Genomic DNA, 17,700 nt, shown 5'->3' with positions numbered 1-17,700 from the left:
AAGCGACTTTTTCAACAGAATTCTTACTAAAGCAGACAGACAAGGCGGCAATTGATCTCTGTTTGAATAGAACTCTTCACGATGGCCTTTCGACTGAGTGCTGACAGAGAGAAATCAATATCACGTTAAACTGCTCTGCCGATATACCAAGCGGCAGGATATGGCCTCTTCCTGTTGTCCGTATCCGGTCTGCAACAGCTCCCAGGTCGAAAGCCGCAGCATTCAGCCCCGCCCGCCATGTCACGCCCAGAGCGAAACACCATGTTTCAGGCCATATCGACGGAATAAGCCCATAATCCGGTTGCTGTGCCCGAATCAGCGCAGTCGCTTCCTCTTCACGATAACAGCCTGTGACATAGACATGGCCGGTTTCCATCAGGGCCGCGTCGTCGGGTGTGTGCCCGACAATCACGTATTCTATTGGACGCCCCTGCTCACGCGCCTCCCGTGCGGCAGCCAGCAGGACATCATAGCCTTTTTCCTTGCCGATCGCCCCGACCACGCAGACCCGGAAGCGCCCGGGCGTACGCGGCAGACCCATGATGGAGCCCTGAGAGGACGATGACGGAAAAAGTCGACAGTACTGCGCCAGCGACAGATCAGGACGGTCATCCTCAAGAGGAGCAATAACCGGCTCAAGCGCGGGGAAATGGCGGCGCATCCGCTGAGCCGTATCGTCGGAGGGAACGATCACCGACCGTGCCGCTTCCAGTTCCTTGGCCGACCGCAAGACATAATCGGCAACCGGCATGTCGTCATCCACACTCCGGCCCTGCGTCGTCACGCATGCCTCGCAGGTGGCGACATCCGGTTCGCCACAGTAACGACGTGTCCTGCCTACAAGAGAGATACGGGGGCAGAACCAGATATAATCATGCACATACACATCGTAGGGAACACCAAGCACGGACGCGATTTCCCGCATGGCCATGTGATGGCCGCTGGCATGGTGCCATTCGATATGATCGACAGGATCTGCCGTCAGCAGGCGAAGCAGGCGCGGCCATTCGGTCGGCAGACTGAAACGCAGATTCGGAAAGGAAGCGGACAGAATATCATCCTCGTCCACTCCGCCCTCAATGCGACAGCCCTTTTTGACCGGCCGGATCAACACGGCACGAACCCCCGCGGCTTTCAACATGGCCGCACGCTGACGCACTACCCGCTCGACACCGCCGCCATAATCATGCGTCACCATCAGCACGACCGGGCATGGCTCACCGGAAGAATTTTCCCGGGAATACAGACGCGCCGCCCGACGCCAGCGCAGAAGATCAATCTTCCGTCGCGTCTCGAATAACGGATCGGCAGCCACATGCTCGGCGATCAGCACGTTGTAATCGGGATACATCCGATTGAGCAGGGCCAGATTGCGCCGGAGCAGGCCGGTGCGGGTGGCTCCGAACGAGACCGACCCCACATGCGCAACATACGCTCCGGGAGCCGCGACATTCCGCCATCCCGCCTGAGAGGCGCGCAGGCAGAAATCATTTTCCTCACCATAGCCCTGCGCAAACAGATCGGCGCGCAACAGGCCTGTCTGTTCCAGACAGTTATGACGGATATAGAGGCAGAACCCGTGCCCCGTCGGAATATCGATGGCCACGCCCTTGTTGGCGGAGCGGGCCAGCTTCATCAAAATGGCCGTCTGGTCGAGCGTGGGTGTCGGGTTTGTCTCGACCACATTCGGATAGGACAGAATGGTCGCATCGTTCGACAGCGGCGTGACCGTGCCGATCTCAGGCGCACTCCAGGCAACCATCTGCAACTCTTCAAGCCAGTCACCGGCGACAAGCGTGTCGCTGTTCAGCAGCACGATATCACGGGCGCGAGCCTGACCGGACAGGGCCGCCTCCAGACCAAGATTGGCCGTCGCGACAAACCCAAGATTGACCGTATTGTCTTTCACGGCGACTCGTGGGTCTTTCGCAAAACCACGCAACATCAGCGCCATCTCCGGCTCCGGCGATGCATCATTGATGACCAGAACACGGGGGCTATTGCGGGATGCGGTCGGTAGCGACGCCAGCACGCTTTCAAGACAGGCCTTTGTGCCTGCCACGTCGCGATAGACCGGAATGACAATCAGCACGGCGGCACTGGAGCTTCGGGTTTTTGTCGAGGCCGGCGTCAAACGTGATTTCTTGCGAGAGGCCTGTTTTTTGCTTCTGGACGTTGAGGATACACGCCCCGGCTCGAGAGGGCTGCCTGTCAGATCCCGCCCCGTTTCATCAACAATTCGAATCGAGCCCGCAGGCAAATCTTCGCCTGACAGGGCAATCTGCCGAAAGCGGGACAAGGGAATGTCGGAGTTGGCGTCCGGTGAAAGCTCTTCCGCCGTAAACGTCATGATCTCACGGTCTGTAGAGGCTTCAAGAACCCGCAGCAAAGGAGCTCGATCCGGATTGGCCGGATGCCACACCCATCCGACAACACCCTCATCCGCCGCTTCAACCAGCCCTTCGACCCGCATGGCCACGGAAGGATAAAGCGGGCTGCCCGGAAGCGGATAACCATCCCACAGAACTTCCAGATGGTCCGTGCTCCAGAAATCATCCGGCGTGTCTGGATGCAGCAGGCCGATTTCGTCCCGCAGGATAGGACAGACCTCACCATCAACAAGGACAGTCAGTCGATCGGATACCGAAGAGAGCCGCTTTTTACGCCGGGCTGGACGGCGATCCGCATCAACCGCAAGCAGACGACTGATGTCACCGCCTACCCTGATCGCGCCCAGATCATCCAGCCCACACCAGCCGGGACAGCCCGCCGCCGCTATGATCCGATCAGCCAGAAGAGCCATGTCTTCTGTGCAGACATGACACGAAAGCGCCCGCTTCAATGCACCGACCGCCGCTTCCACCTGGCCTTGCCTGAGACAGGCGGCCGCGAGCATGCACCAGAGTCGGGCCACGTCATGGCGGGCTGTCAGTGTTTCAAGAAGAGCGATCGCTCCGGTGCCGTTTCCGCAGGCCTGTCGGACCACGGCGAGAAGCAGCATCACATTCGGACTGTCGGAGGTCATCCGGTGAGCACGCTCCAACCACCCGAGCGCGCCGACAGTATCCCCTGCCTTCCAGCAGGCTTCCCCATTATCGAATGAATTCTGGGCCTGCTCACAGGCCCATTTTTCCCAGTTTTCCCGGTCCTGCGGCGTTATGAGGCCCGCTATGGCCGAATCGTTGTCATCTGCAATCTCTGCGCTCAGAGCTTCCGCCACTGCCGTTCCGGAAGAGGATCGGGAGCGACCTCGGGCTGTCGAACGTCTGGCCAACGATCCCTAACCAACGGCCGGGTGAGAGTCTGCGGACTGGGCCTCCTCTGTGGAAGTGGCAGGTTTTTCAGCGCTGCTGTCCGCTTCCGGTTTCGCCTCCCGCAAGGGGAATTTCAGCTGCGCCATGTCCGCACTGGCCTGCGCCAGTCCGGCGGCCTCGGCCTTGCGATACCAGATCAGCCCTTCTTCCATGTCGGGCTCTCCGACAAGACCACGCGTCAGATAACGGCCCATCATCAACTGCGCCCCAACATGTCCGCGTTCAGCTGCCTGTCGGAACCATTCAAGAGCCTGCTGCCGGTCTTCAGGAACATCATGCCCACCGCCCAGCATGGCGCCCAGCGCAAACATGCTGTTGGCATTTCCCTGCTTCGCAGCACGTTCAAACATGACGAACGCTTCTGCATGATCCGCAGGACCACCCTCTCCCGCGACCAGAAGCTGCGCGTAATGATGTTCAGCGTCCACCATGCCTTCGACAGCCGCCTTGCGAATCCACTCGCGTCCCTCTTCGGGATTGGCAGGCACACCACGCCCGTCGATCAGCATCCGGCCGTACCAGTACTGGGCATTGATGATGCCATCGGCCGCCTTGCGCATCCAGTGCGCCGCCTGCTCCTCATCCCGTTCCGTGCCAACGCCCTCAGCGAGACAGACACCGAAATTGAAAGCTGCGATCAGATCACCCGAGTGGGCAGCCTTTTCATACAAGGCCTTGGTCGCCAGCCTGTCCTCGGCTGTGCCGCCCCCCATCAGAAGCAGATTGCCCAGATCGGCGGAGCTGGCGGTATCTCCCTTTTCAGAAGCATAGCGGAACCACTTCGCCGCCTCGTCCTCATCACGGGTAACACCTGCGCCCGTGAGATACAGCATCCCGAGTGCGCGGGCGGAAGCGGCATGACCGCCTTCCGCAGCGCGGCGATACCAGTTCGCGGCTTCGAGATAATTGGGGGATAGATCACCGCCTCGCGCATGGATGTCACCCAGCAGGGCGCAGGCTTCCGTGTCCCCGGCAAGAGCCGCCTTGCGCAGCCACGTCTCGCCTTTCGAGGGATTCTTTTCAATGCCGCGGCCTTCAAGAAGGGCCAGTCCATAACGGGCCTGCGCCGACCGGACATTATGGGCAGCTGCCTTGCCGTAGCACTCTGTGGCTGCAACCGGATCATGAGGTGCGCCCGCCCCCCGCTCATAGGCGATACCCATGAGATAAAGAGCCGAACCGACATCGGCATCGGCCGCAATCTTGAGATGCTCGATCGCCTTGGCGAGTTCCTCATCGGACCGGGCGGAATGCAGCCCTGCCAGACCCAGTCCGAGGTGCCCCTGCGGACTGCCACCCTTGGCCGCCCGCTCATACCAGACGAGGGATTCCTCAGGATTGCGCAGATCCTCCGGCCCCGCATTCAGCACATAGCCGTAGAGCGCCTGAGCATCCGGATTCTCGGCATCTGCCGCAAGTTTTGACCAATGCGCCGCCCGATGAAAGTTGGGCTGACCCGTCACATTCTGCGCGACATCCGTCAGATTGAAGGAATCGCTTTCGACGGCTTCCGGCAGACCAACCAGATACAGCGTCGCCAGCACGAACTGCGCCTCGATCCACTCGGCTTCCGCCGCCCTGCGGAGCCACCGGCCGCCCTCAACCAGGTCACGTGGAATACCGATGCCGTCGAGATAAAGACGGGCGAGACGGAACTGCGCCTCCGGCCTGCCGGTCTGGGCAGCGGCGCTGATTTCGGCAAAGCCCCCCGCGAAATCCTCGGCTTCAATAAGCTGGAGGCCGTACTGAAGCCGCTTCTCGGGTGAGCGACGGGTAAACAGGCGTGAAAGCAGACTCAAGAGCAGTCCTCCCCGGGCATGGCTGGATCGGCAGAATACCGCTGGATGATCATCATGTGTGACAGCCTGCGCAGACTGTCAGATAAGGCCGCTCCGGATAGACAGGCTCCGGTCGTGAGCGGTGAGACGACCGGAGCTAGACGATAAGAACTCTGTTTCCGTTATGGCTCTCTCATGCCGTCGGTGACCAGAGGCATAATGCTGTTGAGCAGGAACTGCATCACGGTGCGCTTGCCCACCTGAATGTCTGCTGTCACAGGCATACCCGGATGCGGATGGAAGAAGGACGGCACACCATGCAGTGTATAGCGATCCACACGCAGACGCACACGATAGTAGGCCTGCTGTGCAGCACTCGGGTCGGAAGACTGTGAAGCTGATCCACCGCCACCGCCGCCAGCACCGCCGCCGCCCTGCGCACTGAAGGAGTCCGCACTGATTTCACGCACGGTCGCTTCGGCCCCGCCATACTGGGCGAAGGGGAAGGTCGCGAATTTCAGGAGAGCCTTGTCGCCCAGCTGAACGAAGCCCGCTTCCGAACCGTTAAGATGCGCTTCAACTTCCAGACCACTGCCGACCGGCACCAGAGTCATGAGCTCATTACCGGTGGTAATGACCGACCCGATCGACAGTTTGGCGATTGTCAGGACGATGGAGTCCTCACCGGCCACCAGCGTCGTCATGCTCTTGCGCAGCTTGGCCTTGCGATAATTGCTTTCCGCCTCGGAGAGATGGCGCTGTCCATCACTGAGATCGTGATAGATCTGGGCTTTCCACGTCTCGATATAATTCTGCCGCTCGGAAACCAGCGCGCGAATCTTGCTGCGGGCGCTGGCGGCCTGCTGCTGCGCACCAATCTGCGACCGCTCATTCTCCATCAGGTCACTCTGCGCGCCCAATGTGGAAAGACGGCTGCCGACCTGATCCTGCTGCAAACGCAGACGCATGGTGTGAACATCGCGGGAGACCTTGGCCTTGGCGCCGAACATAGCCGCGTTGGCCAGAAAACCCTGAAGGTCACTGGTCTGCGAAGCAATCTGCTCCTGATAATTATTTACCTTCGCGTCGAACTCGGCCTTACGGCGCAGGAAGGTCGCCGCCTCCTGCGTTGTCGCCGGGTTGCTCGGATCAGGCACATAATCACGGCCCTCCGCTTCGGCACTCAGACGATCCACTTCGGCGGAATAGCTCTGGCTCAAAGCCAGCATGTTTTCGATATCGGCGTCACTGATGGTCGGGTCGAGATGGGAAAGCACCTGTCCTTTATGGACGAAGTCACCCTCATGCACGTCGATGCTGCGGATAATCGATGTTTCCAGCGGCTGGACCACAAGGGTCTGCTGGGTCGAAACGATCTTGCCCGGCGTCGTCACCACGCGGTTGAGCGGGAAGACGCTCATGACGACCACACTGGCGAGCGTAAGACCGCCGATCAGCCAAGTAATATACTGAGCGGTCGCCGTGGGCGGCATGTTGACCAGCGCAGCACTGGGCGAATGAAATTCAAGCAGCGCTGGCGGCAGATCATTCGGGGCAAATGGGTCAGTCGCTTCCGGAAGAAAGTCCGGGGATTTCTCTTCATCACCGGAAGCGGGCACAACGTCCTGTTGGGTCATCGGTCACTCTCCTTCCGCGATCAGCGGAGCATCGGCGGCGGCACTGGGACCAGGCCGCCCTTCCGTGTGGCGGTTCTGCTGCATCCAAAGCGTCCGGTAAATCGAGCAGCGCTCGAGAAGAATCTCATGGGGGGCAACATCAACCACGCGACCGCGATCCATGACCAGAATCATGTCACAGTTCACCAGCGAAGACAGACGGTGCGAGACGATCACCATCGTACGCCCCTTGCCGATCCGCTCCAGATTGGCGTTCACCAACGCCTCACTCTCGGGATCGAGCGCCGAGGTCGCCTCGTCGAGAATCATCAGCTTCGGATCACAGATCACGGCACGCGCAATAGCGAGACGCTGACGCTGACCACCGGAAATGTTGGTCGAGCCTTCTTCGATCCACGTATCATATCCCGCAGGCATACGCTCGATGAACTCTTCTGCACCAGCAAGGCGGGCGGCGCGCACGACGTCATCAATGGTGAGGCCGGGACGACCTGCCGTGATGTTGTCACGGATCGTGCCGCGGAACAGGAAGTTGTCCTGAAGCACCACACCAAACGAACGACGGAGATGGGTCAGATTGATTTCACGCAGATCGACGCCGTCCAGCTTCAGGTAACCGGTATAGGACCGGCTCACACCCTGAAGCAGTCGGGTGATGGTTGATTTACCAGATCCCGAACGGCCCACCAGCCCCAGCATCGTTCCGGCCGGAACCTCGAAGCTGACATCGTTCAGGGCCTTTGCCGTGGAGCCCGGATAAACGAAGTTCACATCAATGAAGGACAGGGCACCCTTGATGCGCGGGCGCATACCGGTGGTCAGGGCTTTGGTCTCTGTCGGCTGGTTCAGCACCGTGCCCGCTTCCGCGAGTGAGGCAGTCACCTCATTCAGGTCATCGAGCAGCTTGGCGAGATTCGTCAGCGGGGACGCGACACGTCCACCGAGCATCATGAAGGCGACCAGTGCACCCGCACCCACGGAGGCGGCATCCGTCAGCACGAGGTAAGCGCCGACAAGGATCACGCCACGGTTGATGAACATTTCCAGCGGCATACTGAGGCTGGTCGGCCAGTTGGACATTCGTCCGACATCCAGCTTGGCCTGCACCACGCCAGCCGTGCACTCATCCCACTCTTCCTTACGGGACGTCTCAAGGGCGAGCGTCTTGATGGTCCGGATACCGGCGACGGTTTCATACATCACACCGGAACGCTTCATTTCCGCCTTGATGAGCTTACCGATCTGGCGACCGACAGGCCCCATGAAGACAACGACCAGAAGGCCGATGAGGCCCGAAGCCGCGATCGTCATCCAGGCCAGTGTCGAGCTCAGATAGAACAGGAACGGCAGGATAACGACCAAGGTGAACATATCGAGGAAGGTCGACATGAGACGGCCGGTCATGAAGTCACGGACCTTGTAGATGGCCATGACACGACCGATGACATTACCGGCCTGCTCACGCTCGAAGAACTCGAGGGGCAAAGCCAGCAGACGGTTGAACAGATGTAGCGAGATCCGGGTGTCGATACGTGTCGTCAGAACAAGGGTCAGTTCGCGCCGACCGTAGGACAGCAGGACTTCATAAAAGGACAAAACCAGCACGATGGCGGTGATCGAGACCAGCGTCGCCATGGAGCGGTTGTTCACCACGCGGTCAATGACCTGCATGACGATGAGCGGCGGGAAGATCTGCAGGATACTGAGCGTCATCGAGGCGATGGCGATATCACGCAGCGACTTCTTCTCGCGCAGCACCATCTTGGCGAGCCACGCCGCATTGATCGGCGCGTCGGCTTCCGACTGGTCCTTCCGACGCTTGATCAGAAGGATGTCGCCCGTCCAGACCTGATTGAGCCGCATCTCGTCGACCGGCACGGGCGCAACGCCCTCCCCGGCCATCGGATCGCGCAGCCAGACGATACCGCGAGCGGCATCAGCATTCACCATCAGGGCGGCAGAGCCGTCACGGAACATCAGGACGATCGGCGGGGAGTTGCTCATCTTGACGAGATATCGCCACTTGATGTTCATCCCCTTCGCCACGGCGCCCTGATCGGTCAGCCAACGGACGAGGGTTGCCGGAGATGGGCTGCTTTCACCCGGCTCACCGGCAAAATCCCGCATATCCAGTTCGAGACCGTGAAAGCGGGCTGCGGCGATGGTGGCTTGCAACCGGATAATGGAAGGCGTCGGTCTGGGGATTGGGTGTGCCGTTCGCGTTATCGACTGAAGCCACAGATCGTCCTCTATAAAACGTGCCCGCGTTTCACTGTGCAGGAAACGCTGAACGGCCTCTACCACACAAAACGTGTGACCGCTGCCCTCGATATGCCGTGCGGATGATTTCCTGTCTCCCGGAAATTTTACTTCCGGAAATTAAATCGCATTGTTCCACAAAGTCATTGAGGCCGTATTACCGCAAGAAAGAATGATTTTTGGTTACCGTTCTACCTCAGTACTGAACATGTTTGCCAGCAACGGGCTGGCTTTCAGTTCTTCGGCGACAACATGCTGCTGTTCGGGAGAAACAACGAGAGCAATGTGGCGAAAGAATGTACAATGTCCTCGTGCACGCTCCTGAATGAGGGACAATAGTCGGTCAACCAGCACCGGTCGCCCCACGCAACAGAGGCATGAACTGTCATGGCGCAGCGTCTCTTCCGCTGTGGCCCCACTGACCATGACAGAAGCCGTCACAGGAGAAAACGCTGTTTTTTTGACCGATAGCCCAGAAAAAGGTGGGGTTGCAGGAGCAAGCTGCTCAATCTGCCCCCATCCGTCTTCGGACACTTTCTCTTCCGTCGTGTTCAGAAGAAAAGCCGTGCGACGGCGATCTCCTGTCCACAATGCTGATTCGGCAGGACTAATGATGGTCAGGGGAATCAAAGACGGATCATTCTGTAAGATATTAAAGTATAGCCTCTCAGATTAAGGTAAAGTATTCCGCTGTCCGTTTCAAACGCACTCAAACATCGGCTTGGACAGGACAATACGCTGTCCGATTTTTGTCACAGGCTGGAACCGGCCTGTCTCACCAGACGGTCGTTTCTCTGGACAGGACAGGCCCCCTCTGGAATAACCGCCGTCCTCTCCCGTCTCATACGGGTTGCATCCTCCGAATATCCGGTAGTCCATAAATGACCTCCTCAAGCTCTTCCCGTCCCCCGCTGCTCGAAGCCCTGCAGGAACAGGTGTTGCTGTGTGACGGCGGCATGGGTTCGCGTGTGCAGGCACTCGATCTCGAGACTGAGCGGGACTACTGGGGGCAGGAGAACTGCACCGAGATCCTGAACCTGTCGCGGCCGGAACTGGTGCGCGAGATCCATCGCGGCTACTTCGAGGCCGGGGCGGACATGGTGGAGACCAACAGCTTCGGCGGGTCGCCAATCACGCTGTCTGAGTTCGATCTTCAGAACCGCGCCCGCGAGATCAACCGTATTGCCGGAACGCTGGCGCGTGAGGCCGCTGACCAGTTCGATGACGGGCGTCATCGTTACGTGCTCGGCTCCATCGGCCCCGGCACCAAGCTGCCGTCTCTCGGCAACATCGATTACGACACGCTGGAAGCCGGTCTGGCCGAGCAGGGACGCGGGCTGATCGAGGGTGGCGTCGATGCCTTCCTGATCGAGACCTGCCAGGACACGCTCCAGATCAAGGCGGCCGTTAACGGCATGAAGATCGCCCGCGCCGAGATGGGCGTGAACACGCCGATCTTCGTGCAGGTCACAGTCGAGACCACCGGCACGCTGCTGGTCGGCCCGGACATTGCCGCCGCCGCGACGGTGGTGGAGAGCCTCGATGTCGATCTAATCGGCCTGAACTGCGCCACGGGTCCGCAGGAGATGGCCGAGCATGTCCGCTGGCTGTCCGAGAACTGGCCGCGTCTGATCTCCGTGCTGCCGAACGCCGGTCTGCCGGAACTGGTCAACGGCCAGACGCACTATCCGCTGAGCCCGGAAGAGATGGCGCTGTGGATGGAGCGCTTCATCATTGAGGACGGGCTGAACATGATCGGCGGCTGCTGTGGTACGTCCACGCCGCATATCGCCGCCCTCGACGCCATGCTTCGGAGCCGCGCGCCGTCCGGCAAGCATCGTCCCGCGCCGACGAAGCGCAACCCGACATGGGTGCCGTCCGTCGCCAGTCTCTACAGCCAGACGCCGCTGCGTCAGGAAAACGCCTATTTCTCCATCGGCGAGCGCTGCAACGCCAACGGATCGAAGAAGTGGCGCGAGCTTCAGGAAGCGCATGACTGGGATGGCTGTGTCGCCGTCGGGCGTGAGCAGGTTGCGGAAGGGTCGAACTCGCTGGATGTCTGCACGGCTTTCGTCGGACGTGACGAGAAGGCGGAGATGGACGAGGTCATCCGCCGCTTCACTTCCTCGGTGAACGCCCCGCTGGTGATCGACTCCACGGAAACGCCGGTCATCGAATCGGCGCTGAAGCTGCATGGCGGCAAGCCGATCATCAACTCGATCAACTTCGAGGATGGCGAGGTGATCGCCCACGACCGCATGAAGCTGGCCCGCAAGTTCGGTGCGGCGGTCGTGGCGCTGACCATCGATGAAGTTGGCATGGCGAAGACGGCGGAGGACAAGCTCCGCATCGCTTCGCGGCTGGTGGAATTCGCGTGTGACCAGTACGGTCTGCCGCAGTCGGATCTGCTGATCGACCCGCTGACCTTCACCATCGCGACGGGTGTTGAGGATGACCGCAAGCTGGGTCAGTGGACGTTGGAAGGCATCCGCATGATCCGGGAGAAGTTCCCGGACATCCAGATCATCCTCGGCCTGTCGAACATCTCTTTCGGTCTGAATCCGGCGGCACGCGCGGTGCTGAACTCGGTGTTCCTTGATCATGCCGTGAAGGCGGGCATGACGGGCGCGATCGTGCATGTGTCCAAGATCCGACCGCTGCACCTGATTCCCGCCGAGGAAGTGAAGGTCGCGGAGGATCTGATCTTCGACCGTCGCGGCGAGGACTATGATCCGCTCCAGAAGTTCCTGTCGCTCTTTGAGGGGCGGAAGGCGGCGGATGTTGCGAAGAAGGCGAAGGCCGAGACCGCGCCGGAGCGACTGAAGGATCGGATTGTCGATGGTGACCGCAAGGGGCTTGAGGCCGACCTTGAGGAAGCCATGAAGGAGATGCCGCCGATCGACATCATCAACAACGTGCTGCTGGACGGCATGAAAGTGGTGGGCGAACTGTTCGGCTCCGGCAAGATGCAGCTTCCGTTCGTGCTTCAGTCCGCCGAGACGATGAAGGCCGCTGTTGCGTGGCTTGAGCCGCATATGGAGCGTGTCGAAGGACAGGCGCGCGGCACGATCGTGCTGGCGACCGTGAAGGGCGACGTGCATGATATCGGCAAGAATCTCGTGGACATCATCCTGACCAACAACGGTTATCGGGTGGTCAATCTCGGCATCAAGGTGCCGGTGGCGGACATGATCGAATCCGCCCGAGCCGAGAAGGCCGATGCGATCGGCATGTCCGGGCTTCTGGTGAAGTCCACGGTCATCATGCGCGAGAATCTTCAGGAGATTGACCGACAGGGGATCGAGCTTCCGGTCATTCTCGGAGGCGCGGCGCTGACCCGCAACTATGTCGAGGATGACTGCGCCGCCGCCTATGGCACGCATGGTCGTGTGGCCTATGCCCGCGATGCGTTCGACGGTCTCTCGCTGATGGATGTGGTCGCGCAGGGCAAGTTCGACGATTACGCCGCCGCCATCGCCAAGCGGCGTGAGGGCAAGGCGAAGCGCGCCACGCCGCGCACGCCGGAAGCCGCCGAGGAGCGCGGGTTCGGGCCGGTGGATGTGGCCGCCGCGCAGGCGCGTCGTCATCGGATCACAAAGGATGAGCCGGTCATCAAGCCGCCGTTCTGGGGGCCGCGCGTGGTCGAGGCCGAGACCAACGCGGTGCTGCCGTTCCTCAATGAGCGCTCGCTCTATCAGTTCCAGTGGGGCTTCAAGAAGCAGGGCCGCACGCTGGAGGACTTCCTGAGCTGGGCGCGTCAGGAACTGCGTCCCGTGCTCCGCCGGATGTTGACGCTGTGCGAGGCGGAGGACATTCTCAAGCCGCGTGCTGCTTATGGTTACTGGAAGGCCGCCGGACAGGGGAACGACCTGATCCTGTTCGCAGAGGACGGGCAGACCGAAGTGGCCCGCTTCACTATGCCGCGTCAGCCGCGTGAGGACGGTGAGTGCATCGCCGATTTCGTGCGTGACGTGGATGACGCCGAGCGTGACGTCATCGGGTTGCAGGTGGTGACGGTCGGGCAGAAAGCCTCCGACATGGCCCGCGAGTGGTTCGAGGAAAACCGTTATCAGGACTACCTCTATCTGCACGGCCTGTCTGTCGAGGTAGCCGAGGCGATGGCGGAATACACGCACAAGCGCATCCGTGCCGAACTTGGCTTCTCCGGCGAGGATGACCGCGACATGGATAAACTCCTGTCGCAGGGTTATCGCGGCTCGCGCTATTCGTTCGGCTATCCTGCTTGCCCGCGTCTGGAAGATCAGGAACCGATCCTGAAGCTGCTGGATGCGGAGAAGATCGGTGTATCGCTGTCGGACGGCTATCAGCTGCATCCGGAGCAGTCGACTTCGGCGCTGGTTATTCTGAATCCGCGGGCGAAATACTTCACGGTGTGAGTGTTTCGTCCAGCTTTTTCCTGAAAGCTGCCGATAAACAGTAAAAGTTTTTGGGCGTCGCCTTTTTTCAAAAAGGCGATATTCTTCGAAGCTTTTTGAAAAAAGCTTCACCAAAAACTGTTCTGTGATTCACACGTGGCTTTTCCAATAAACGCGTATGTCATCAGAACATCATCGAACTGTCACTCTGCGTCACAAACGATGGAATTAAACCCGCTTCCGGAAATCACCTTTAACTATCAAGGTGATGAAATCGCTGCGGGTTTCTCATGTCGTTGCAAAAACTCTACTGTGCCGGGGTGCTGGCCGGTTCCGCCCTCCTCTGTTTCTCAACTGCGTCCATTCACGCGCAGACCCTGTTTCCTGAAGTAAAAGACAGGGATTTTCCTGCTTTCAACCACGCTTTCAAGGAGCCATCACATCCGGGTTTCTGGTCATCGCGTCTACGGGAAACACAGTCGACCTGCGGAGCTGACACGGTCAGGCGTTCCGGCAAGACGGTCACGGCTGATCTGACACTGGCCTATTCGCACAATCACATCTGGAATCCACAGGAAAACGCAAACGACCCAGTACGGCTGCGTTCCTATAACGGCTGCCTCGCCGCACCGACGATCGTGGTCTCACCCGGCGATGAACTAAAGATCAACCTTCAGAACAATCTTCCCGTTGATCCAGCCTCAGATTGCCCAAAAACACTGAACACACCGGCATGTTTCAACCGACAAAACCTGCATCTTCACGGCATGCACGTCTCTCCGGAAGGTCATGCCGACAATGTCATGCATACCGTGATGCCCGCTGGTGGCACATGGGATTATCGTTACGCGATCCCTGCAACACATGCAGCCGGCACATTCTGGTATCACGCGCACCAACACGGTGCGACGTCCATCGGCGTGGCGAGCGGTGAAGAAGGTGCGCTGATTGTTCGCGGACGTCGCCGCTATGCAGACCGTACCCGAAATGGCGGTGTCGTGGATATCGACACGATCCTTCATGATCGTTCCGGCATACCAATTGCCGAACGTATCATGCTGTTCGAGCAGATTCCGTATGGCTGCTTTAGTGATGCAACACACAGCACCCTGCTTCAGGACAGTGCAACCGGAGCCTGGACCTGCCCGAAAGGCGCAGAAGGCGGCGTCGAGAACTTCCGCAGCCAGTTTATCAGCAGTCGTAAAAATGCAGACGGCACCAGTCGGGATGCGTGGATACTCTCCGGACGCTATACTCTTGTAAACGGGGAGACGCAGCCTGTCCTGCATGTCAGAGCAGGCGAGGTTGAACGGTGGCGCATGATTGCCGGTGGCGTGCATGACACACTGAACATCCAGATTGTGAAAGCACGTTCCGGAGACAGCGAGAAACGCCTTCGACTTCCCCGTTACGCCCGACAGTCCAGTTCAGAAATGACCTGCGACGGAGAAACCGTGGGACAGTATGAAATCGCTGCGGACGGACTGACCCGTCAGAATATCTCTCACAAGGACATCAATTATCTCTATCCCGGCCAACGCAGCGATGCGCTGGTGACTTTCCGTCAGCCCGGCCTGTACTGCATCATCGATCAGGGCGGCGACACTTTAAACACGGTTATCCCTCGCAGATCTCGCCCGCAGGGCAAGTCTCCGTCCGTGATTGCCGCGGTATCCGTTGAGGATAACGACACGCCCCATGCGGAGCAGCAGAGCGAGACAACGCAGATTCATCGCCTGCTTCAGGAAGGATCAGAAGGACTACCTGCTTTTGTGCGGGCTCGCCTCGCCCGTTTCGATCTGTCCGATTTCGCCTATTTTCCGGAAGGCATGATGCCGGGGCAGGATCTTTCCGATCTCTCCATAACCCACCATCCCACGGCCTTCTTTGGCTCCCTGACGATGCCGCTTGTCTCCGGCGCCGTGCTGCCGCCGGGTCAGGCCATGCCGGACACGAGCATCAACGGCATGATCGGCCTTGTCCAGAATGAACTGGTGACGGTCGATGGCACCAGCGCGTTACCATTCAGCATGGACCCAACCCATATTTACCATGTACATCTTGGGGACGTGGATGAATGGCGGATTGGCGCTCGCACCATGGGAACCGGCACCGCCGCCGGGCAGCATGTCTTCCACATTCACGTCAATCCGGTGGAGATCATGGATATCATCGACGACAATACCGGTGAATCGATCTTCATGTCGGGTGGGCGTTGCAAGCTGAAATATCGCCTGAAGAATGACAGCGACACAGATGACGCAGATTACAGTCCGGAATTCTGCGATCAGTATCACGTCTTTCGGGATTCACTCTTTGTGAAACCCGGCTTCACAACAGTCGTGCGCACGCGCTACGAGGATTTTACCGGTGACGCGATGCTGCATTGCCACATTCTTGATCATGAGGATCAGGGCATGATGACTTATGTGTCGATTGATGGGGATCAGCAAAACCAGATGAGTTCCATGTCCGGGGCAGACATGTCCGCCATGGAGCATGAACACTCCGGAGCAATGTAAGAGCGCATCGAATCAGAAAGGACCGGCGCCAACCGGTCCTCCCCTGTTTTGCCTTGCGGGCCGCGACGATGGTGGTTTCGCATCCGCGTCTTTCACACCACAGGACCAGACGGTCCTGTGGTCATTCGGTCAGACGAAAAAGACTGACCGAATCCAGAAACTGCCTCCGCAAAAGCGAAGAAAAGAAAAACTCAGGTTCTGGCGCTCAGTTCCTCGGCAATCTCTTCCTCCAGCATGCTGTCCGTTGCTGTCGGAGCAAGCCCTCCCAGAGGCGGGCCTTTGAACCGTTTCTTCTCGACGAGGAACCATCCGGCCAGCAGCACGACGACAATACCCACCACGTAGCTGATCAGAATATCGTTTGGCGGCTGGATACCGATCCAGACCAGCATCAGCGACCCCAGAACCGTGATGACCGCGAACGGTGTGGACAGCGATCCCAGACGGAACGGCCCCGTCATCACATCACGCTTGCGCTGCGCCAGAATCCCCGCGCCGATCGGCATGGCGTAGGAGACATACAGGAAGATGGCGCAACCTGCCGCCAATGCCGCGAAGGCGGAAGAATAGAGCGTCACGGCGCAGGACAGGACCGCCACCAGCCAGATGGCCGGAACCGGCGTGCGGTAGGTCGGGCTGACATAGCGCCACAGCTTGGAGCCCGGCAGTCCGCCGTCACGACCGAAGGCGAACACCATGCGGGACGTGGAGGTCATGCCAGCCAGCGCGCAGAGATAGTTGGCGACGACAATCATCACATACATCAGACTACGCAGCCAGCTCGGCACGGGAAGCTGTGCAAGCAGGTTGAAGAACACATCGCCGCCCTGAGAGGCGGACGCTGTCGGATCAGGCATGGCGAGCACGAAGGAGCAGACCATGATGAAACCGAACAGACCTGAAATCAGAACGGCGTTGATCATGCCACGCGGCACGACATTACGTGCGTCGATCGTCTCTTCCGCCACATGAGCCGAGGCGTCAAAGCCTGTGATGGTATAGGCCGGAAGAATCAGCGACAGGCAGAACGCATAGATCAGGCTGTCGGAATGAGGGAAGACGTCGCCACCCGCAGCACCCGTGTTGTTCACGATGGTGAGCAGCCGCTCCCAGTGGAAACCCGGTGCGCAATACAGCATCATGACGGTCAGCAGCACGGCTGCGAACAGGATCAGATAACCGGAGAAATCCGTCAGGATTTTCGTGATCCTGATGCCGACATGATTGAACAGCGCCTGTGAGGCCGCAATCAGGGAAACACCCACGATCTGGTGCCCGTAGCCCCAGCCCGAGACATCCACACCGAAAATATTGCCCAAGATCAGCTGTGTGAACAGCGTGTAGGCGCCGACATTCACAGACGCCAGCACGAAGATCAGGCCAAGCAGGTTCACCCACGCCGTAGCCCAGCCCCAGCCGCGCCCCCCGAGGATGGACGACCAGTGATACAGACCGCCCGCAGTCGGATAGGCCGAGGCAATCTGCCCCATGGAACAGGCGACGATGGTGGCGAATATCGTTCCCACAATCCAGCCCACGGCGACGCCAAAGCCACCAAGCGATGAAAAACCAAGCTGGAAGGAAGTGATGCCGCCAGCAAGAATACAGATGATGGAAAAGGAAATGGCGAAGTTGGAGAAGCCTTTCATGCTTCGTGAAAGTTCCTGGGCATAACCCATGGAGGCGAGTACGCCAGCGTCCTCGTCACTATGGTTGTTGGTCTCCATTGAGAGATCCTCTGCTGTTCATGTCCCGGCATGCTGGCCGTCGTCGGGGCATGATGACCCTGATTACCGCATTATCATGACGATATC

The 17,700-nt window shown here is 59.3% G+C and carries 9 protein-coding genes; 2 read left to right on the top strand and 7 right to left on the bottom strand.

Going from position 1 to position 17,700, the window contains the following annotated elements; translation table 11 throughout:
- Positions 1-76 precede the first annotated feature (76 nt).
- From B3759_RS10700 to B3759_RS10675, 6 genes are all read right to left on the bottom strand, one after another.
- Positions 77-3,220 carry a glycosyltransferase gene (locus B3759_RS10700; RefSeq protein ID WP_291365898.1) on the bottom strand — a complete coding sequence of 1,048 codons (3,144 nt, stop codon included), beginning with the start codon at positions 3,218-3,220 and terminating at the stop codon, positions 77-79.
- Between the two features lie 60 nt (positions 3,221-3,280).
- The gene (locus B3759_RS10695) at positions 3,281-5,113 is read right to left on the bottom strand and encodes a tetratricopeptide repeat protein (RefSeq protein ID WP_291365897.1); all 1,833 of its coding nucleotides are present in this window, start codon (positions 5,111-5,113) and stop codon (positions 3,281-3,283) included.
- A 161-nt stretch (positions 5,114-5,274) separates the two neighbouring features.
- Complete coding sequence (locus B3759_RS10690) at positions 5,275-6,729, bottom strand: HlyD family type I secretion periplasmic adaptor subunit (protein ID WP_291365896.1); 1,455 nt, start codon at positions 6,727-6,729, stop codon at positions 5,275-5,277.
- A gap of 3 nt (positions 6,730-6,732) precedes the next feature.
- Positions 6,733-8,856, bottom strand: a complete 2,124-nt coding sequence (locus tag B3759_RS10685; protein ID WP_291365912.1) for a peptidase domain-containing ABC transporter — start codon at positions 8,854-8,856, stop codon at positions 6,733-6,735.
- A 315-nt stretch (positions 8,857-9,171) separates the two neighbouring features.
- On the bottom strand, positions 9,172-9,618 hold the full coding sequence (locus B3759_RS10680; protein ID WP_291365895.1) for a hypothetical protein: 447 nt from the start codon (positions 9,616-9,618) through the stop codon (positions 9,172-9,174).
- 69 nt (positions 9,619-9,687) lie between these two features.
- The gene (locus B3759_RS10675) at positions 9,688-9,867 is read right to left on the bottom strand and encodes a hypothetical protein (protein WP_291365894.1); all 180 of its coding nucleotides are present in this window, start codon (positions 9,865-9,867) and stop codon (positions 9,688-9,690) included.
- A gap of 2 nt (positions 9,868-9,869) precedes the next feature.
- Between B3759_RS10675 and metH the strand changes: the two genes are divergently transcribed.
- Together metH and B3759_RS10665 are read left to right on the top strand one after the other, a co-directional pair.
- Positions 9,870-13,385: a methionine synthase gene (metH, locus tag B3759_RS10670; protein ID WP_291365893.1), complete on the top strand. Its 3,516-nt coding sequence runs from the start codon at positions 9,870-9,872 to the stop codon at positions 13,383-13,385.
- Between the two features lie 269 nt (positions 13,386-13,654).
- Positions 13,655-15,886 (top strand): multicopper oxidase family protein, encoded by a 2,232-nt coding sequence (locus B3759_RS10665; protein WP_291365892.1) that lies wholly within the window; start codon positions 13,655-13,657, stop codon positions 15,884-15,886.
- Positions 15,887-16,077: 191 nt separating this feature from the next.
- Here the strand turns inward: B3759_RS10665 and B3759_RS10660 are convergent, their stop codons facing one another.
- Positions 16,078-17,613: an amino acid permease gene (locus B3759_RS10660; protein WP_173574347.1), complete on the bottom strand. Its 1,536-nt coding sequence runs from the start codon at positions 17,611-17,613 to the stop codon at positions 16,078-16,080.
- Positions 17,614-17,700: the final 87 nt, after the last annotated feature.

Origin of the sequence: Acetobacter sp. UBA5411 (assembly GCF_002409645.1) — a bacterium.
Classification (GTDB): Bacteria; Pseudomonadota; Alphaproteobacteria; order Acetobacterales; family Acetobacteraceae; genus Acetobacter.
Note: the sequence above shows the minus strand (reverse complement) of the source record. Positions and strands in the feature narration are given on the sequence as shown.